We start from the raw sequence: 18,260 nt of genomic DNA, 5'->3' as shown, positions 1-18,260 counted from the left end.
AGCTGGATTGGCAGCTACTGATCCCGCTGTTGGCTCCTGCAAACGCCAGCCGGGCCTGCTACGACGGGCTGCTGGATGGGCGACCATGACCCATTTTGTGGATCACGAAAACCGATCCGTGATCCACAAGCCCGTTTGTCGTTCGCCGGTGATCTACAAGCCGCCCTGTTCTGCCGAGCACCCCGCCCCAGCCATTGCCCCCTGAGCCAGCCATGAGCACCGCCACCCGCGACGCCCTCGACGACAAGGTCAATCAGGTCTTCGCGGGCAAGTGCGTCCGCAAAGACTTGGTGCGGGCCGTGAAAGTGGGCGCCAACGTGCCGGTGTTCGTGCTCGAGTATCTGCTCGGCAAGTACTGCGCCTCCTCCGATTCGGCCGCCATCGAGCTGGGCCTCTCGGTTGTTCGCGACACCCTGGCCAACAACTACATCCGCCCCGACGAGGCCACCAAGGCTCAGAGCAAGGTCAAGCAGAAGGGGCGCTACACCTTCATCGACAAGGTGAAGGTGCGCCTAGTCGGCAACACCTATGTGGCCGAGTGCGTCAACTTCGGCAGCAACAGCCTGCGCATCTCTGATGAAGATGTTCATGCCTTCGAGCGACTGCTCACCGGTGGGGTCTGGGCCCAGGTGGAGGTGGAGTGGGATGAGAGCGACAGCAAGGCCCCCTTCTCGATCAGCCAGCTCACGCCGATTCAGCTGGCCAGCTTCAACCTGGATGAGTACCGCAAGCTGCGCACCCAGTTCAGCACCGAGGAGTGGATCGATCTGCTGATCCGCTCGATGGGCTACGAGCCCTCTCAGTTCAGCCAGCGGCTCAAATACCTATTCCTGCTGCGCCTGATCCCCCTCTGCGAGCGCAACTACAACCTGGTGGAGCTAGGCCCGCGCGGCACTGGCAAGAGCTTCGCGGTGCAGGAGCTCTCCCCCTACGCGGCCCTGCTCACGGGCCCCACCACGGTGGCCAATCTGTTCGGCCACATGAACGGCAAGGTCAAGGGGATGGTGTCCATCTGGGACGTGGTCGGTTTCGACGAGGTGGCCGACCTTCAGAAGATGCCCAAGGAGGTCATCACCACCATGAAGACCTACTGCGAGTCGGGCCAGTTCCAGCGGGGTGCCGAGAGCTTTGCCGGCGACGCCAGCATTGCCATGTTCGGCAACACCCAGCAGCCGATCGATGTGATGGTGCAGACCGGGCATCTATTTGCCCCGATGCCCGACATCATTCGCGACGATCGGGCTTTCATCGACCGGCTGCACTGCTACCTGCCGGGTTGGGAAGTGCCCAACATGCGCAACGAGTTCTTCACGGACCACTACGGCTTCGTAATCGACTACCTGGCCGAGGCCCTGCGCGTCCTGCGCAAACTCAACTACACCGAGCTCTGCGACAGCCACTTCGGCCTGGGCAGTCACCTCAACACCCGCGACCGCAAGGCCGTGCGCCGCACCGTATCCGGGCTGGTCAAGATTATCCATCCCCATGGGGAACCGTCGAAGGAAGACCTGGAAGACATCGTCAAGCTCGCCATCGAGTGCCGCAGGCGCGTCAAGGAGCAGCTCAAGAAGATGGGCTCCTTCGAGTACAGCCAGACCTCCTTCAGCTACTCAGACAACGACACGGGCGAGGATCATTTCGTTGGTGTGCCCGAGCAGGGCGGTCAGGATCTGATCGCAGCGGAGCCGATGGCACCGGGTTCGGTCTACACCGCGTCCGTAACCGGGGATGGCACGGTGGGCCTCTATCGATTGGAGGTTTCCATCGCTGCAGGCAACGGCAAGCTCAAGCCTGCAGGGGGGATCAGCGGGCAAATGAAGGAATCCATCCAGCGCGCCTTCGCCTATCTACAGGCCAACAAGAGCGCCTTCTCGATTAGCCACGAGGCCGACAGCTACGACTACAACGTGGAAGCCATCGACCTGCTGGGGAACAAGGTGGAAGCCGAGGTGGGCGTGGCCTTCTTTGTGGCCGCCTTTTCGGCCATCAGGCGGGCCCCTGCCCGTGCCGGCATGCTCGTGATTGGCGACATGAGCATCCAGGGCAACATCAAAGCCGCCCGCTCCCTGGTGGAACCACTTCAGGTCGCTATGGACAACGGTGCCCGCTGTGCTCTCATCCCCGGCGAAAACAAGCGCGCCTTCCTAGAGGTCAATACCGACGTAATAGACAAGATCGATCCAATTTTCTACAACGATGTGAAGACGGCGACGTTCAAGGGGCTCGAGCTAAATTGAGCCTTTCGGGACTGCTTGACGCCTGAGCAGAAGCGCACCCCTGTTGCCTTGTCGCGCCGAATATCGCAAGGAGTCTCTAGTATTCCTGCCTTCTTCTCGCACAAGCTTCCTGCGATTCATTGGCAGTACAAAGGAGCTTGGCTCCTTTGCGCATGTTTTCCGAGGCTTCCAGAACGCGCAAGTTGTCCGGATGATGCAGGCCGCCAGCAGCTAGCGGATGAATGTGATCAACGTGATAACTGATACGCCCCTCAGCTTTGTTGAGAGAGTCTCGAAGTCCATAGATCTGGTCTAGTCGCTCCTTTTCCCCCTCCGAAAGTGCTGGAGACTGGGCCATGATGCGCGCCTTTCTCCTCTGGAGGCCGGAAGCCCCCTTGAGTCGATTGACCTCATGCACAGCCTCCGGCTTAGGGCAGCAATCCTCGCTGATCTCAAGAGTTGGTCCCTGTAGCTCCCACATCTGCCGCCTCAGCTGCCGAGAGCACCACTGGTGAAATCGAGTGTCACCATGGAGATCAATGAGATCGCGAAACCGTGTGACCTCATACACAAAGTCCTCTTCCAGCTTCTCGCCGGTCCAGCGGGTCCAGCAGCGGGCCAGGAGTCGGTCAGGTTTCTTGGCCCAGATAAACAACGTGGGCAGTTCATGATCTTCTTCGCCTTTGGCGGGACCCCTGCTCGCAAAGGTTCTGTCGCCTGGCCGCGTCACGAGCCCCCTGTTGTTCGACTGGATTAGCCTAAATTTCATTACAGCTAGCCTTCTAGCGTCGCGCGACTCTTTCTGGGAGCTGGAATGCCGATGTCTTTGGCGATGAGATCGAAGCCCTTCTCATTATTGAATGGCTCAATTTCGGCCTGAAGCCGTTTGAGTTTGACTTTTCCCTGGTTGAGCTCGAATAGTGGTTCCCTGATGAACTCCTGGGACAGTGTATAGGACTCGGGTTCTTGCGCCCCGGTGCTGCCATCTTTTTGCCATAGAAGTTGCCAATATTCGGGAAGGCAACGATCAAATAGTCAAAAGCGCCCGGGCTTTTCTGCTTGACAGGGAAGCCTCGGTCGAAGTCGGTTGCATAGCGACTGTTCACCTGCACGCGGATATGTGCTTTCTCATCCGGCCCAGGCTGATGCCGTGGATCCGGATGGAGGCAGATCGAGTCATATCCCTCATTCCCCGATGGGGCCTCGTAGGTGAGGATGTTGCGCCGCATCAGGTGGCCCATCACAAGGTATTCGGAACCGACGGTCACGACGGATAGCCGTAGCCAGTCTCGACCTGCCTCGCCGATCAGCCATCAGCTCCTGCATCAAGGATCGGCCAGGCCATCTCAACATGCCAGGGCATCCCTGTGGGCCTGCCTCCATTTGCGGCTGCGGCGCAGATGTGGATGACTCCGATGGGCGCGTAGCGGTGGCCCAGAAGAAGGCCCTCACTTCCTTGCGTCTGCAGCTTTTGGAGTAGTGCTCAGGCTCCACTTCAGCTCAGCGGCCGTGGGTTCCGCCTAATCGGCCGCATGGCGGGCTTGAGGCTTGCCGGAATCTGCAGTTGCTGATCGGCCCAGTGAGCTGCCAATGCAGCCAGCAAGCTGTCGCGGGTCCCGTGAACACGGAGCATGGGGTGGGCTGAAATCGCTGCTCACCTGCCTGCTCTGGTCAGCTCGCGGGACCAGTGCAGAAGGTGACAGGGCAGCGCAACCAATGGCATAACCACGACGATCGATCGCACAGGTGCTTCTTTGCGTATGGCACTGAGCGCGACTTTTCCCGCTGAGCTTGCTCCGGGCCTCTCCAGTCTGAGGCTCTCCTGACGTCGGGCCTCCGCTGGGATCGGTCCCGTCACTGCGCCGCTCTCGGCGCCGATCGTCATGGCCACACGCTCTGCTGCTGGCATCCCGGCTTCCGCGGAATCACCGTTCTGCCGGCCTGAGGAAGATCCCTTCCTGCTGCTGGAATCCACGATCCGCTCGGTGCAGGAGATCCTGCTGCGCCGGCGCGGGCTGGCGCTGCGGCGCACCTGGATCGAGCAGCCCTATGGAGAAGAGGAGATCACCCTGCTGGAGGAAGAGGTGATTCCCGCGATCCAGCAGTGCCTGGCTCGCATCGATGAGCTCGATGAGCGGCTGCTGGCCGAGCAGGAGCTGCTGCGGCGCTCCCAGCTCGAGGCGCAGCGCCGGCTGATGCTGGCCTGAGCCCATCCCGGCCCGGCGGGCGTGATCAGCACGCAGCGCTGGGCCTCAGCTCAGCACGTACACATCGCCGCTGGGTTGATCGAGATACAAGTCACCCGACACAGATCCGGGCACGGTTGTGGGTGCGCCACTGCCGGTGAACCAGCCGGTGCCGCGGCTGCCCTGGGGGCCGCTTGGGCCCTCCACCCCCTGCAGGCCCTGTGGCCCGGGCTCTCCCTGCAGCCCTTGCGGTCCCTGCGGGCCGGCGATGCCTTGGGGTCCCTGGATCGAACCCCCATCCACCCAGGTGCTGCTGGTGGCATCCCACACGCGGAAGGAGTCATCCGCCTGCACGATGTAGGCATCGCCCTGGGCTGCATCGGCGGGCAGGTCCGCCACGGTGACCACATCCCCCTTGAAGGTGATGCCCAGGCCCGGTGCGCCTTGGATGCCTTGCTGGCCCTGCGCTCCTTCCGGGCCTGCAGCGCCCTGCATCCCCGCTGGTCCCTGTGGGCCTTGCACGCCTTGGGCGCCATCGGCACCGGGTTGGCCCTGCACCCCTTGGGGGCCCTGCGGGCCGGGATCCCCTTGCGGACCCTTGAGCGAACCGGAGGGAATCCAGGCCATGAAAGAGCAACGGCCCTGTGGCCGGCGGGAGCACACCCCCTATTGCCGTTGTTGCGCTCGGCTGAGTGGAGTTCAGTGCTGCAGCACCTGCCACCAGGAGCCGCGCAGCACCGTCACCGCTGTGCCGGCCACCTCTGAGCGGAAACGCAGGCTGAGGTTGCCAGGATTGGCGCCGTTTTCCACCGTGCCGCTCACCTGGGCCCTGAGCACCGAACTTCCGGCGGAGGTGGTGCCGATCAGGGGTGTGTCATAGCTGCTGGCGGTGAGGTTGCGAAAGCTGGTGAGCGATTCACCGGTCACCAAGTTGTGGATCACCGCCTGCGGTGTGGCGGGGCCTGAGAGGGTGGTCACCAGGCCGGTGTTGTTGGCGCCGCTGGAGAAGTAGAGCTCCGCCGAGAAGGAGAGCACCTGCTGCGCCGCCAGGGTTGTGGTGAACAGGGTGAGCCAGCTGGTGTTGGAAGTCGTGCTGAGCGCCGCCGGCAGCCGCGCCACTCGCAGCATCGAGGGTCCCTTGAGGTTGGTGCTGCGTGTCCAGGGCATCAGCTCAGTTCCAGTTGATAGAGATCACCGCTGCGGGTGTCGAGGTAGTAGTCGCCGGCTTGGGCATCAGGCAGGTCACCGGGCGGTCCGTCTCCGCTCCACCAGCGGGTGCCGCCGCCACTGCCCGGAGGGGTGGCCCAGAGGCCATCGGCCCGCAGGAAGGTGTGGCTGGAGCCATCGCTGGCGGGTACGCCGCCGCTGCTGGTGCCGCCACTCCAGCGCTGCAATTGCCACTGCTCGCGGCGGCGCCCATCAAAGGGTTGACCGAGCAGGCCACTGCCGGGGATCAGCGGTTGAATCGCCCCCGGCGGTAGGGGTGGCGGTGGAGGCCAGATCGGGCAGCCCAGCAGATGCACCGCCAGCTCGGCGGTGATGCCGTTGCCGCTCAGTTCTGCCGAAACTTGCCAGTCCTGGGCGCAGCCATAGGCATGGCGCAGCCGCGGCGAATTGTCGCCGCTGGGCCAGGGCCAGGTCTCAACGCTGCCGTCGCCCCAATTAATCGTCAGGGATGTTGGCAGCGGCGGCCGAGCCAGCAGCACCACCACAACGGCTGTGCTGTTGGCCGGGTCCTGCGGCACGGCTACCGCCGGCAACCAGGCCAGCTCCAGCGGTGCGGCGGGGATGGGAGCGCGGCGGTAGCCCTGCTGCTCCCAGCGGGTCACCTCCACGGGAGGCACCCACACGCTCTCGCCCGGGCAGCCAAAAGGCGGCAGCAGGCGGACTAGCTGCGGGCTGGCTGCCGTGCTGCTCGCTTGGGATGGCAGGTGGGAGCGCACGGGAGCGATCACCAATCACAGCAGCGGGTCGTCGAGCAGCAGCGCCTCGCCTGCGGCGCTGCTCTCCAGCTCCCAACTGGCAGCCTCCCCTGCCGCAGTGCTGGCTTCGGATGAGCTCGGCTCTGGCGTTGCTGCGGCCAGCGCTGCCTCGATCACTTCTGCAGGCGCTGTCGGCTGCGGCGTGATCTGAACGCCGGCGGCGGTGGCGATCAGGGTCCAACCCTGCTGCTGCCAGCCGCTCAGATGCACCGGCCAGATGAAGCGTTCCTGGCTGCCGTCACTGATTCGCGCCAGGCCGGCCGGAACGGTGGGATCCACCAGGTCGTGGCGGGTCGGCATGGCTGGTGCCACTTCGATCGCAGTGGGCTGCGCCGGCAGCAGCTCGGCTGCCGGCTCCTCTGCGGGGCTGGTGGAGCGTTTGCGGGCCATGGGCTCAGGCCGCGATGGTGGCCGTCAGACCCACGTGCATGCCCGCTGGTGTGGTCGGGGTCACGAGCGCCTTGGCGAAACACACCGCCGGAAGATCGAGGTTGGGCAGATCCGCCGGAAAGATCTGGATGTCATGGCCGGAGAGGAATGCCTCCACCCGCCCACCTTCTGCCGGTAGGGCAACGCGGACAGCACTGATCCAGCTGCCGGTGGTGCCATCGCGCAGCACCGGTGCCAGCAGCAACTCCACCTCCACCGCGGCAGGCGCGCCGGGATGGGAGGCCACCAGCGAGAAGCGGGAGGCCGCATCGAGCTTGGTGTTGAGCAGCACCTCCTCACCGGAGAGGAAGGTGTGCTCGCTGTTGCGGATGGCGCTGCGGTTCGTCCACCCCACCAGGGTGGTCTCCGCATCGATCAAGGGGTTGCCGTTTGTGAGGGCCATGGCTCAGGCAGCGGGGGTGATGTTGAACAGACGGCCGGCGGCGCGGGGCTGCAGCACGGCAAAGCCCACGTACCAATCCACGCGGGTGCGGAACACCGGGGCATCGGGCACCTCGCCCAGGTCCCGCACCGAGATGCCGTAGCGGCCCTGGAACGGGCCCTGCAGGCCGGTCACGCCCTGATCACCAAAGGTGCAGCAGTAGATCGAGCTGGTGCCGCCCGCCTCGTCGTAGCCCATCACCTCGACGCCCTGGGCATCGCGGTCGACGGTGAGGATGTCGCAGTCCTGGTAGCGATGCACCGTCATCCCGTAGGAGTTGGTGCTGGTCTGATACACACCACCGCCGATGGAGGTGCGGGCGAGGGCATTGAGCTGGCGGCGCATCGCCTTGCTCATCACCAGCACCTTGCTGCCGCCGTAGGCATTCACCGAATCGATCAGCTCATCGAGCCGATCGAAGTTCAGCGGTGCGCCGGGGATAGCGCCGGAGGCGTTGTTGATCGCCATCGGGTTGCCGGGTGGCAGCCGCTTGCTCAGGCCGTCAAAGGCGCGGGGATTGCTGGCGGTGTCGCCGTTGATCACGGTCGCCTCCAGGGTGAGGCGCATCGAGCGCACCTTCATCTCGATCTGGCTGGCGCGGGCTTCAGGGCCCATCAGGTCCACGATCGAGCGGTCCACATCCACGTCACCGCCGAAGAGGTGCACCGCTTCGGCGCGCTGGTCCACCACGCCGTAGCTCTGGGTGTAGCCCTCGTTCACGGCGCGGAAGCCCACCGAGGGCAGTTCCTGCTCGGCGGAATAGAAGAGGCCGCTGCCGGCGATGTTCATGAACGGCAGCCGGGCGAGCAGTTCGCCCTCCGAGAAGGTCTTGAGCACAGCGAGGTGCTCAAGCCGGTGCTCGTATTTGGCTGCCTCGATGAGGGTGAGGCCCATGGCACAGGTGGGGCCAGGCCCCAGTGATGTCAGGGGCTATTGCCGAGCAGCTGCGCTGAGCGTTTTGGGCCGTCGCCCGTCCCCTCAGAGTTGCTCTAGTGGGGTCTGCCGACCTGGAAGCGTGTTGATGGCCAGTCTTCTGCTGCTCCGGCAGCTCTGCCAGAACACCACCAGCAACCGGCCGATCAAGGAGTGTGGGAGCTTGCGCTCACGAGCGGCCGAGCTCCATAGCCCCCGGCTGATCAGCCAGCGCTTGATCGCTTCCATGAAGCGGCCGCGGCGGCTGGCGAGCCAGAGAGAATGCTCGAGTTGCTGACGCCTGAATTCGCGGCGCTGATGGATTTCGCCCATCACGATCCCGTGCAACTCCCAGTCCACTGAACTCCTGGAGTTCTGCCGGTAGTGGGCATCGAGCTCCAGCAACTTTTCATCCTCGAGATTGCGCGCCAGCTGGCAGTAGTGCTCGTGGCTCTCAGGCAGGAGGCACATCAGCCGACTTGGATGACCTACCCCACAGTTTGCGCCGAATGCGGCTGACTGGATTGGCGAAACGGCAACAGCAGAGGACTGCCCTGCTGCCATGTCTCCAAGCTCTCCCGCTCCGGCTGCCGTTGCGCCTGCTGCCCAGGCGCCGTTCAACGCTGAGCGCTGGCGCCAGTTCTGGGACAACTGGAAGGCTCAGCCTCAGCAAACGGACGGCATCGAGCAGTTGCGCCAGGCGGTCATAGCGGCCGATCCGACGATCCTCACCGAGTCCGCCCCCTGGCGGCAGACCTTCTCCTCGGCGCCGCCGGCTCCGTCCCATGTCAATCCGCTGCCGGTGGCCTGGGAGAACCAGAACGACAACGCCTCAGGCACCGGCTACCGCGAGTGCTTCTCCAGCAGCTGCGCCATGCTCGCCCGCTTCTGGGGCAAGGTCAGTGGCGATGACGCCTACAACGTCATCCGTGCTCGCTATGGCGACACCACCTCGGCAGAAGCGCAGTTGGCGGCGTTGCGGTCCCTGGGGCTGACCGCCAACTTCGCCACCAACGGGCAGCGCGCAACGCTGGAGGAGCAGATCAACCTGGGGCGGCCGGTGGCGGTGGGCTGGCTGCACCACGGCCCCGCCTCAGCCCCCAGCGGCGGCGGTCACTGGAGCGTGGTGATCGGTTTCACCGAGACAGTCGCCATCCACAACGACCCCAACGGTGAGGCCGACCTGATCCATGGCGGCTACACCGCCAACACCAATGGAGCAGGGCAGCACTACAGCTGGAAGAACTGGCTGCCGCGCTGGCAGGCGGATGGTCCCTGCACCGGCTGGCTGCTCACCTGCCATCCCTGACCCCAAGGAGCACTGCCATGGCTGGTGGCGATGGATTTGATCGCGAGCGCTTCCTGCTGCGGGCGGTGGCTGGGGTGTTCATCGCCCAGTTCGCGCTCTATGCCGCTGGCCTGGGCGGTTGCTTCTGGCTTGGTCTGCAGCGGCGGCTTGGCCCGGTGTGCAGCAGCTACGCCGAGAACCTGCAGCAGACCTTTGAGACGGCGGTTGGCACCAGCCTGGCCTTGCTCGGTGGCGGCAGCATCGTCAGTGCCCGGCGCCGCGATCCAGACAATTGAACCAGCCTGGCCGCAGCGCTGAGAACGGCCGCAGGACGTTCAAGGCTGGGGATGGGCCTCTGGCCGCTCCAGGTAACTGGCAGCCCACACCGCCGGCGCGATGCCATGGGGCACCAGACGCCGGTAGGGCTCGCTGCTGAGCAGTTCCTGCACCGCTTCTGCCAGCAGGGCGGTGGAGCGACTCTCCGGCAAGCGATGGCTCAGGGCCTGCTGCACGCGCAGCAGGTACCAGGCACTGCCCTCCAGCCCAGCCGTGAAACGCTCCCAGTCATTGGGGTTGCTGCGCGCATCGAGCACCAGGTCACGGGCGTTGTGGGCCTTGTCAGCTGCCGTCACCAGCAGAGAGGTCTGCGGCTTTTCCTCCAGTGAGGCGATGTAGCGGGTCTTGCGCAGCAGCCAAGGTTCCTTCTCGGCGCCGGGCTCCACGGGGCCAGCGGTGTCGGTGCAGTCCACCACGATCGCGGCCACCTCCGCGCCAAAGCGTGCAGCAATCGAGGCCTGGCTCTGGCCCGCATCCTCGATGGCGTCGTGCAGCAGACCCGCGATTGCCTGGTTTTCGCTGCCGCCGTCCTCCCACACCAGAGCACTCACGGCAATGAGGTGGGCGATGTAAGGAACCGGCTTGCCCTTGCGCCGCTGACCGCGGTGCAGCTCAGCCGCCCAGCCCAGGGCATCGGTGTAGCGCTGGCTGTGGGCGTTCTCAGGAGCCGTCATCGCCACGTTCTACAGCCGGTGTTGCGGCTGCTGTCTCAACCAGGCCCCGGCAGCCATCCGGCCATGGGGTCGGCGAGGAATCACCAGCACTGCCCCGGAGCGCAGGGCTGCGCCCTGCTCGCCCCACCCTGGCAAGGGCTAACGCGAGCCGCTGCGCGGCCCTTGCCAGGGCGTGTCGTCCGGGGCGTTGGGACAGGTGTTCCTCGCCTCCGTCCCATGGCCTCCTCTGCTCCTCTGGCCTGTCCGATCCGTCAGCTGGTGCTGCACAGCTACCCGGCTGGGCTCAAGGTCGCCGCTGCCGAGCGCGTCACGGTCTTCTATGGCCGCCGCGGCAAGCCCGTGAAGAAGCCTCGCTTTCTGCCGGCTGAGCTGGCCCATCAGCTGGCCCGCAAGCTGGCCGCCAAGCGCCTCGGCACCGTCTCGGTGCTCTGATGCGGCGGCCTTGTGGCCCGGCGTTGCCGGGCCTTTCTGCCCTTGGCCAGCTCACCTCCAGGCCAGTGGCTGATTTCAAAGCCAGGGCCGGTAGCGGCTCCGTTGCCTGCGCGCTGCCGCACGAGCGGGAGCTGAGCCGAACTGGGGGCTGCTGCCATTGCGGCGCCGCCGCACCCAAACGCCCTGTCGGATCAGGCGGCGGTCGGCCTTATTGGCTTGCTGGATCGCCACCAAGCCGCCGTAGCCGGCTTTCTGCCTGGCCTGAGCACGATCCCTGGCCTGGCTGCGATTCAGCGCCGGAACCACGGTGGCAGTGGAGCGACGGCTCCAAAAGGCCAGGTAGTAGTGCCAGCGCGTCATGGCGCTCAGCTGCGCGGGCTGCGGCCATTGAGGGCAAAGCCGGCCCGGTACAGCTCGCTGGCGCTCATCGCCTGTGGATTGATCACCTCGCCAAAACCGCTGGCGCCGAGGCTGCCGGCAGCAGTGCCCGCGGGCAAAGCGCCCGTGCCCATGGCGCCGCGCTGCTGGAACAGGAATCCATACACGGGGTGGATGCGCAGCTGATCGAGGTAGTCGGCCGTGGTCATCGGCCGGCCGTCATCACCCAGCAGCGGCTGGCCCTGAGCGTCCAACGGTTCGAGCGCATCGCTGCCGTCCTTGCTGCTGCCAAGCCGGAAGCAGTCCCAGAGCATCGAGCGGAACACCTGGAAGAAGGTGCCGCGCCCATCGCCGCCGGTGCGCCCTTCCGCTTCTGAAAAGGCGCGCTCCAGAAGTCGCTCCTTGCGTAGCTCCTGCACCCGCTCATGGGCGGCGTCGCGCTCGGCACTGACGGCTGCCACCCGTTTGGCGGCGGCCTCCTCCATCTGGCGTTCCCGTAGCTCCAGTTGCTGCTCGAGGTGCTGCTTTTGGCGTTCGGCCTCCTGCAGGCGGGCGTACTCCTCGGGGTTGATCTCCGAGAAGCGGGTGAGCTGCTGCCGCAGCCCGCGCAGTTCTTTTTCGAGGTTGTTGCTGCGGCGGCGCTCGGCCTTGAGGGCTTCGCTGAGGCCATCGCCGCCGGATCCCTGGGTGGGTTCATTGGCAGTGGTTGCAGCATCAGAGCCACTGCTGTGCTCGGCCTGAGTGCTGTCCTGCTCGCTGGCCTCCGGTTCGCGGAGGTCCAGGAGTTCGTTGCCATCAACCCCGCTGCGGGCGGTGCTGGTGCTGGGGGTTGCAGATGCAGTGGCCATGACCCGTCTCGGCTGTCAGTGGGATGGCAGCCCATCACGGCGCTGCCACCCCCTGTTGCCGAGGCAGGAATCAGACGACTCGATTCGGCTTGAGGGTCCCGAACACCCGCTCGCCGATCAGCGGCTGCACCAGGAAACCGATGCCGCCGGAGCCGTAATCGGCGCCGAACTCCAGCACCACAAAGGCGGTGTGCTGGGCGTAGGGATCCACATCAGCAGCGCCCGCAGCGTTGAGCAAGCTGAGATCCCCCAGCCAGATCAGTCCCTCGCAGGGGGCCACCACGGTGCTGCTGAGCGCACCTCCCGGTGCGACGCCGCCACCGCTGGCAACGCGGCGGCCGTTCTGCTGCCAGCTCAAGGTGCTGCTGAGCCAGATGGCGCCAGGGTGAGGCGGCAGGCGAGTGGCCCGGCAGATCATGCCGCTGTAGGTGAAGTCGCCGGTGTCGACCCCAGGGCCGTTCTCCTTGGCGGAGATGTAGTTGGCGCGCACCAGAAAGCACTCGAACACATGCGCCGCCACCACAGCAGAGGTGGTGTCACCGGGGATGGCGTTCTCCGCCAGCAGCAGGCGTGCATTGGCAAACGGCTGCAGGGGCGTAGCTGGCCAGGACCCGGCTGTCCGTGGATGTTGGTTGCTGGTGAAACGTCTGGGGCTTGTGGTCATCGCTCAACCCCGCAGCATCGGCGTTGTGCCCAGCTGCCCTGTGGCCTGGGCGGTGAATTGCACCCAGCTGCTGAGGGAGGGCAACAGCAACAGCAGCTGGTCGGCATAGCGACGCCGCTGACGTAGCAGTCCCATGGCGGACGAACTGGGGTTGGCGTAGGTGGTCTCGCTCTCCTCACGCAGGAGCGCCGTGTCGTACTCGATCACGTCGGCTTTCTGCAGGGGTGCATCACCAGCCGCGGCGACCGAGCCGGCGATCGGCCCCGAGTGGCTGCGCTTCTGGATCGCCTGCTCCCGCTCGATGTCACCGTCCAGGAGTTGCTGATCGATTAGGGCCACCGCATCCAGCAGGGCGCGGGCGCTCAGCACACCAGCCGGGTGTTGGCGCAGCAGATCCGCCATCGCCCGCCCGATGGCATCCAGACAGGGAACGGTGGCGGGCAGCGCCAGACACTGGCGGATGGCCTCCTGGTCTTGCGGTTGCCACGTCGCACCACCTGGCGCGCTGGGCACTTTGCTGCTGATGGTCATGCAGAAGCCGGTGCCACACCGGCCAGATCCCCCAGCCATTGCCGCAGGGCCTGCTCGCTCACGATGCCGCGCTCATGCAGCTGCAGCATTTCGGCAACGGTGGGTTGCGGCTTAGGCGCCGGTGCCAGAGGGCTGATCTCCACCAGCAGCGCCGGGCCCTCCTGCACGGGAACTGGTTCTCCGGTGATCGCGCACCAGTGCTGCAGCAGAGAGGAGAACATCGAGGCCTTCTGGATCGCCTGGCTCTGCAGCAGCGCATAGGCCTGCGAGGCCGCCAGGGAAATTTCGGTGGCGGTGCGTGGAGCCCCCTGGGCGCCGGATGGGATCAGGGCGTCACGGCGCATGCCCTGGTCGAGGGATTCCAGCCAGGCGCGGTGCTCGGCCAAGGAGCGGGCCTGGATCTCCACGAACTGGAAGCTGGCCCCATCGGGCAGATCGATCACGCTGTTGGGCCCCAGCACGACCGGCTCGCTGGTGCCGCTCCCCATCGGGCCCACGACCCCTGTACGCACACCCACCGGCAGAGCTGTTCGGTACAGCAGCTCCTGGTAGTCGCTCTGGCAGCGGAAGTGATTGAGGTACTGATGAGCCAGGCCAAGGTGCGGCAGGTCACCCTCGCCAAAAGCGGCGCCATCACTGGCGTACCAGATCAGGGGCAGCTGGCCGATGCCGCGGTAGTGCTGCAACCCCGTGCGTTGCGGTCGCCAGCCAGATGGGGCCTGCGGGTCTGCCACCAGCTCGATGGTTTCCACGCTCATCCCCTCGCCATCAAGCGCAACGGAGCCGTAGAGCCATGGATGCTGGGGTCGATCCGGGTCCAGGGGCTCGTCCTGGGCCTTGGGGTTGGGCAGCCGAAAGCTGACCGCATCAGGTAGGGACTGGGGTCCGGGCAAGTGCCAGTTCAGGACGTCGCGGCGCTCCAGCAGAGCAAGACGCGGCAGGGAGAGGCGATCGCCACGGCGCAGCGCCTGCTGGCGGTCGCCCTCGCTGGGCCAGAGGTGCTGCGGTGGCAGCACGCCAATCAGTGCTGCACCATCGCGGAGCACCAGCACGTCGGCGCGCTCGAGGAACACACCCAGGTCGGTGCCGCGTCCATCCACATCACTGATCACCGCCTGCAGCGAGGCCGGCAGCTCACGCCAGTGGCTGGAGGCCAGCATCCCCGCGAAGGTGCGCAGGGCATCGCGGAAGAACCCTGAGGGCAGAGCCGCCTCCAACCGGCGTCGGTAGGCGGTTTCAGGTTCTCGTTCACCGCGGGGGAGGTAGTGCTCCTTGCGGCCGGCGAGGAGGTCCCAGCAGTCTTGGACCAAGTCCAGGCGCGGGAGCAGGGCCATCAGGGTTGGATCCAGAGGCCAGCTAAAGGAACTCGAGATTGATGAGGGCAACTTGGCTTAATGACTGATCGCTATTGCCGGAGGGCATCAGCGCTGCCAGCAGCATTTGGCTGTCGGGCCTACACAGAGGTTTACTCGTCAACTATTCGGCCCTAGGCTAGAAATGTTTGCGGCCATCTTCACGAAAACACGGGCAAGCTATCGCCTTCTTCTATGCCACTTTGGAGACCAGCGAAGAAACAGGAACGCTTTAGGAGGATGAATCTTTCAATGGACCAGAAACGCTTTCAGCTGATCTCAGATTCGCTGACGCGCGAAAGCGCGACATTACCCTGCCCTAGGTGCGGCGGAAATCAATTCCAAATCGTCGGCGAGAGCCTTATCGTCCTTCAGAATGATCCAAGTGTGGTGCGAATTGGCGGCCCCTCGATTCCCGTCGTTCTAGTTGGGTGCTCACGTTGCGGTTGCATGTTCCAACATGCGGTCAATTTGCTCCTGAGTGATGGAACAAGGGAGGATGGCCAGTGAGCCTAACTGAGTCTTCTCAAAACCGTAGCGCTACGTATACGCAGCCGACAGATGATTGGCAGCAGAGGATGGATGAGAAAAAGCTTGATGCCGGTCAGCTTGGAAGACTTTTTGGCACAGGCGACTCTGCGCCTAGCAATATTGCTGGCCTGGCAGTGCTAGGCGGCCTTGCGATTGGAGGATTAGTGAGCGGAGTCTTGCTCCTCAAGTCGAATGCGGGCACGAGTGATGTGACAGAAATATGGAAATACATTGCCCCCATCGTCACTGCTGCGCTCGGTTATTTATTTGGAAAAGGGCGTCCCTAGCCTGATTATTCCGCGATAAGCTTTTCCGGCTTCCGCAATGAGCAGTGGACGCAAGTTCGCCTACCGAGCTGTTCTCGCGGGCTTTATTCAGCCAAGTTAGCAATAGCAATCACCCGCACCGCACAGGCCGCAGAAATCTCAGCCCACCGTTGGCCACTCAGGCCCAGCTGTTGGGGGATGTGATCAGTCGGGACACCCTCCCGCAGTAACTTCTGTCCACGCGCATGCAGCTCCCGCCAGCGGCCTGGCACTGAAATCAAGAACCCCTTGTCGCGCAGGTAGTGCGTGATCTCGCCATTCACGAACGGCCTGGCGTAGGCGATGAAGTGGTTGGGGCTGCGGCCCGGGCGGTGGATGTCGTAGCGGCGTGAGGCTTTGATCAGCCCGATTGCCGCCAGCTGCTCCAGGTCTTCCTTGGGGTGACCAGTGCGGCGGGCGTAGTTGGCTGCCACCTTGGCGGCGAAGGGCAGGTGCTCCACCACCAAGGCATCAGCAGCAGCATGAGGCGAGCGCAACGGGCTTCGGGAACGACCTGATGTCGTCACGCGAGCGGTGGCCTGCTGGGGCCTAGGGCGGTGGGCGTGTGGTGTCGGGCTCATCAGAAATGGGGGGTGATGTCCTTCAGCGGGAGAACAGCAGGGGGCGGGGCGTGGCCTTGCCCTGGCTGCGCCAGTGCTGGGTCTGCAGCCAGATCACGCCCTGGCAGAAGGCATCCGCCAGGTCGTCATGGGCTCCGTTGGGAAAACCCAGCAGTTCGCTGATTAGGGCCTCGTTACCGCTGCGAAAAGCCAGCTGGCCGGCTTCCAGCAGCGGGGCCACGGCATGGGCGCGGCTCACCTTGCTACCGGTGGGCCGCACGGCAATCAGCCCAGGGATCTGGCGCTGCAACAGCTGGCAGACGGCTGGGCCATTGGCGGCGTCCTCGATCAGCACCCCATCAGGACTAAGACCCTGGTCCAGCGACCCCAGGGTCTGGACGAGGAAGTTGACCACCCCCGGCAGGTCGAGGCGGTGGTGCTGGCTCCAGATCACCTCGATCCGGTGGACAACGCCTTCTTGCGGGTCGGCCGGTGAGCGCACCCGGGCGGCGCTGGGGTGGAGCTGCTCACCCCGTGCCTTGGCCTGGGCCGCCGGGTGGCGGGCCTCCTGATCAGGCAGCAGGCCGAGGAGGCAGAAGCCGCAGTAGTCGTTCTCCGCTCCCCCCTTGAAGCTCAAGTCGCAGCTCAGCACCACCGCGGCAAAGGACCGGCCGATAAGGGCAGGCGGCCTCGCTGTGGTGCGGATCCAGGCGCGTTGGAACAGCAGACCCTCTGCCGGCGACGGCCGCTGCTGATACAGCGCGTTCCACCAGTAACTGCCGGCGCGGATGCGGATCTGCTCCAGCTCCCCAAGAGGGAACCGTTCTGGGCAGAGCGGCTCGCCGGGCTGGCGCCAGTCCGGCTCGATGGTGCAGGTGGCTGGGAACTTGATCTGCTGCTGTGTCGGTTCAGCAATGGCTGGCAGGTTCAGCACCTGCCAGCGCTGCGGGGCATTGCCGCTCTCCTGCTCCAGCAGCCAGCCGATCAGGTCGTCCTGATGCCAGCGAGTCAGCACCACCACCTGCGCCGCCCCAGCACTTCCATTCACCCCGGGTTCAGCGCGGGTGAGCCAGACGGACTGGAACCACTCGATCAGCTTCTGGCGTTGGCCGGCGGAGTTGGCGTCTTCTGGACCCTTGTAGGGGTCATCGATGATCCCAAGCGCGTAGCCCTTGCCGGTAAACGGCCCGCGCACACCAGCGGCGATGCAACCGCCGCGATCAGGGGTGAGCCAGTTGCCCACGGCAGTGGAGTCCTTTGAGAGGGGGTGGCCGACCGCGCGGTAGTAGTGCCGTGCCTCACGGCTATGGGCATAGGCCAGCTCGGCCGAATAGGAGGCGATGGCGCAGAAGCGCGTGGGGTAGCGGCTCACCCAGTAGGCCGGGAACAGCTTCGACACCAGGAGCGACTTGCCCAGCCGCGGGGGGCAGCAGACGATCAGGCGGTTGAGCTCCCCATCGGCCACGCGCTGCAGCAGGGCGATCAGGCGTTCGGCCCAGGTGTGGAAGGCGTAGCCGGGATAAGCGGCCACGATGAAATCCCGGAAGGCCTGCTGGGCCTGGGGTCCGTTCTTTTGGCGGTCAGGATCGGCGACATCCAGTAGACCCCAGTCGGCCCAGCGGTCGCTGGCCGGATCGAGAAGCAGGCCAGCCATCAACTTCTGGCCCCGCCCCCATGGGGCTGGGGTGGTTTGATCGGTGCCCGCAACAGTCCGCCGATCTCGGCGATCACCCGGAAGGCACCCACCGCCGCGGAGAACTGCTCAGCGTCCATGGCGCGGCGGGCACAGTCGTTGAGGGCAAAGATCTGCTCGGCCTGGTGGCGGCGCCGGTCGGAGATCAGCTCCTCCACCATCCGCTCACGGGCCAGGTTGAGGTAGCGATTGATCGTCTGGGTGTTCTTGACCCCCCAGCTTTCACGAGCTTTTTCGGCGATCAGTGCCAGCGGAATGCGCTGGGCAATCCACAACTGCGCCTCAGCAATGCGGCGCTCCACCTCCAGCCGCGTGGGCCGAGGGGGTGGCTGCATGAGCAGTCCCCTCGTGCGGCGCGGGGGGTTGGAATGCCCGATCGGTCGGGCGGGGTCGGTCGGCTCATACAGCGGCTGGCCGTTGTCGTCTTCTGCGCTGGCTGCAGAGCGCAGCTCTTCCACCGGATCAGCGGCGCTGTGCTGGCGGGAGTGCTGCGCCATGGGC

Annotated in this window: 23 protein-coding genes; 6 read left to right on the top strand and 17 right to left on the bottom strand. The window is 65.2% G+C overall.

What is annotated here, in order from left to right; all coding sequences use genetic code 11:
- The first annotated feature begins 212 nt into the window (after window positions 1-212).
- Window positions 213-2,237, top strand: coding sequence for a protease Lon-related BREX system protein BrxL (brxL, locus tag KBZ14_RS12705; RefSeq protein WP_255118713.1), 2,025 nt, complete (start codon window positions 213-215; stop codon window positions 2,235-2,237).
- Between the two features lie 76 nt (window positions 2,238-2,313).
- Here the strand turns inward: brxL and KBZ14_RS12700 are convergent, their stop codons facing one another.
- On the bottom strand, window positions 2,314-2,946 hold the full coding sequence (locus KBZ14_RS12700) for an HNH endonuclease signature motif containing protein (RefSeq protein WP_255118712.1): 633 nt from the start codon (window positions 2,944-2,946) through the stop codon (window positions 2,314-2,316).
- Between the two features lie 1,153 nt (window positions 2,947-4,099).
- Between KBZ14_RS12700 and KBZ14_RS12695 the strand changes: the two genes are divergently transcribed.
- The gene (locus tag KBZ14_RS12695; protein ID WP_255118711.1) at window positions 4,100-4,423 is read left to right on the top strand and encodes a hypothetical protein; all 324 of its coding nucleotides are present in this window, start codon (window positions 4,100-4,102) and stop codon (window positions 4,421-4,423) included.
- Between the two features lie 45 nt (window positions 4,424-4,468).
- On the opposite strand, the gene KBZ14_RS12690 is transcribed toward KBZ14_RS12695, so the two are convergent.
- The 7 genes from KBZ14_RS12690 to KBZ14_RS12660 form a co-directional block, all read right to left on the bottom strand.
- Entirely contained in the window at window positions 4,469-5,029 is a 561-nt protein-coding gene (locus tag KBZ14_RS12690) for a collagen-like protein (RefSeq protein WP_255118710.1), read from the bottom strand.
- Window positions 5,030-5,101: 72 nt separating this feature from the next.
- Entirely contained in the window at window positions 5,102-5,569 is a 468-nt protein-coding gene (locus KBZ14_RS12685) for a hypothetical protein (protein ID WP_255118709.1), read from the bottom strand.
- A complete protein-coding gene (locus KBZ14_RS12680; protein WP_255118708.1) occupies window positions 5,569-6,360 on the bottom strand; it encodes a hypothetical protein in 792 nt (263 codons plus the stop codon). The genes KBZ14_RS12685 and KBZ14_RS12680 overlap by 1 nt, the downstream gene beginning before the upstream one ends.
- The gene (locus tag KBZ14_RS12675) at window positions 6,361-6,774 is read right to left on the bottom strand and encodes a hypothetical protein (protein WP_255118707.1); all 414 of its coding nucleotides are present in this window, start codon (window positions 6,772-6,774) and stop codon (window positions 6,361-6,363) included. It abuts the gene before it with no gap.
- Window positions 6,775-6,778: 4 nt separating this feature from the next.
- Window positions 6,779-7,216, bottom strand: a complete 438-nt coding sequence (locus KBZ14_RS12670; RefSeq protein WP_255118706.1) for a hypothetical protein — start codon at window positions 7,214-7,216, stop codon at window positions 6,779-6,781.
- A 3-nt stretch (window positions 7,217-7,219) separates the two neighbouring features.
- Complete coding sequence (locus tag KBZ14_RS12665) at window positions 7,220-8,149, bottom strand: major capsid protein (RefSeq protein ID WP_255118705.1); 930 nt, start codon at window positions 8,147-8,149, stop codon at window positions 7,220-7,222.
- Between the two features lie 84 nt (window positions 8,150-8,233).
- Window positions 8,234-8,638 (bottom strand): hypothetical protein, encoded by a 405-nt coding sequence (locus tag KBZ14_RS12660; RefSeq protein ID WP_255118704.1) that lies wholly within the window; start codon window positions 8,636-8,638, stop codon window positions 8,234-8,236.
- A 91-nt stretch (window positions 8,639-8,729) separates the two neighbouring features.
- Between KBZ14_RS12660 and KBZ14_RS12655 the strand changes: the two genes are divergently transcribed.
- The gene (locus KBZ14_RS12655; protein WP_255118703.1) at window positions 8,730-9,476 is read left to right on the top strand and encodes a C39 family peptidase; all 747 of its coding nucleotides are present in this window, start codon (window positions 8,730-8,732) and stop codon (window positions 9,474-9,476) included.
- 17 nt (window positions 9,477-9,493) lie between these two features.
- Window positions 9,494-9,751, top strand: coding sequence for a hypothetical protein (locus KBZ14_RS12650; RefSeq protein ID WP_254935723.1), 258 nt, complete (start codon window positions 9,494-9,496; stop codon window positions 9,749-9,751).
- Window positions 9,752-9,790: 39 nt separating this feature from the next.
- Here KBZ14_RS12650 and KBZ14_RS12645 read toward each other — a convergent pair whose 3' ends face one another.
- Complete coding sequence (locus tag KBZ14_RS12645) at window positions 9,791-10,465, bottom strand: HD domain-containing protein (RefSeq protein WP_255118702.1); 675 nt, start codon at window positions 10,463-10,465, stop codon at window positions 9,791-9,793.
- A 216-nt stretch (window positions 10,466-10,681) separates the two neighbouring features.
- Here KBZ14_RS12645 and KBZ14_RS12640 point away from each other — a divergent pair, with 216 nt between their 5' ends.
- A complete protein-coding gene (locus tag KBZ14_RS12640; protein WP_254935721.1) occupies window positions 10,682-10,897 on the top strand; it encodes a hypothetical protein in 216 nt (71 codons plus the stop codon).
- Window positions 10,898-10,972: 75 nt separating this feature from the next.
- Here KBZ14_RS12640 and KBZ14_RS12635 read toward each other — a convergent pair whose 3' ends face one another.
- From KBZ14_RS12635 to KBZ14_RS12615, 5 genes are all read right to left on the bottom strand, one after another.
- Complete coding sequence (locus KBZ14_RS12635; protein WP_255118701.1) at window positions 10,973-11,257, bottom strand: hypothetical protein; 285 nt, start codon at window positions 11,255-11,257, stop codon at window positions 10,973-10,975.
- A 5-nt stretch (window positions 11,258-11,262) separates the two neighbouring features.
- Window positions 11,263-12,123 carry a hypothetical protein gene (locus KBZ14_RS12630; RefSeq protein WP_255118700.1) on the bottom strand — a complete coding sequence of 287 codons (861 nt, stop codon included), beginning with the start codon at window positions 12,121-12,123 and terminating at the stop codon, window positions 11,263-11,265.
- Between the two features lie 70 nt (window positions 12,124-12,193).
- Entirely contained in the window at window positions 12,194-12,787 is a 594-nt protein-coding gene (locus tag KBZ14_RS12625) for a hypothetical protein (protein WP_255118699.1), read from the bottom strand.
- Between the two features lie 3 nt (window positions 12,788-12,790).
- Entirely contained in the window at window positions 12,791-13,318 is a 528-nt protein-coding gene (locus KBZ14_RS12620) for a hypothetical protein (protein WP_255118698.1), read from the bottom strand.
- On the bottom strand, window positions 13,315-14,652 hold the full coding sequence (locus KBZ14_RS12615; RefSeq protein WP_255118697.1) for a DUF4055 domain-containing protein: 1,338 nt from the start codon (window positions 14,650-14,652) through the stop codon (window positions 13,315-13,317). Before KBZ14_RS12615 ends, KBZ14_RS12620 begins: the two co-directional genes overlap by 4 nt.
- A gap of 596 nt (window positions 14,653-15,248) precedes the next feature.
- On the opposite strand from KBZ14_RS12615, the gene KBZ14_RS12610 reads away from it, so the two are divergent.
- Window positions 15,249-15,488, top strand: coding sequence for a hypothetical protein (locus KBZ14_RS12610; protein WP_255118696.1), 240 nt, complete (start codon window positions 15,249-15,251; stop codon window positions 15,486-15,488).
- Between the two features lie 83 nt (window positions 15,489-15,571).
- On the opposite strand, the gene KBZ14_RS12605 is transcribed toward KBZ14_RS12610, so the two are convergent.
- From KBZ14_RS12605 to KBZ14_RS12595, 3 genes are all read right to left on the bottom strand, one after another.
- Window positions 15,572-16,003 (bottom strand): sigma factor, encoded by a 432-nt coding sequence (locus tag KBZ14_RS12605; RefSeq protein WP_255118695.1) that lies wholly within the window; start codon window positions 16,001-16,003, stop codon window positions 15,572-15,574.
- Window positions 16,004-16,109: 106 nt separating this feature from the next.
- Window positions 16,110-17,720, bottom strand: a complete 1,611-nt coding sequence (locus KBZ14_RS12600; RefSeq protein ID WP_255118694.1) for a phage terminase large subunit family protein — start codon at window positions 17,718-17,720, stop codon at window positions 16,110-16,112.
- Complete coding sequence (locus KBZ14_RS12595) at window positions 17,720-18,256, bottom strand: hypothetical protein (protein WP_255118693.1); 537 nt, start codon at window positions 18,254-18,256, stop codon at window positions 17,720-17,722. Before KBZ14_RS12595 ends, KBZ14_RS12600 begins: the two co-directional genes overlap by 1 nt.
- Between the last annotated feature and the right edge of the window lie 4 nt (window positions 18,257-18,260).

Origin of the sequence: Synechococcus sp. HJ21-Hayes, assembly GCF_024345835.1 — a bacterium.
Classification (GTDB): Bacteria; Cyanobacteriota; Cyanobacteriia; order PCC-6307; family Cyanobiaceae; genus Vulcanococcus.
This window is presented reverse-complemented; position numbering and strand designations above follow the sequence as displayed.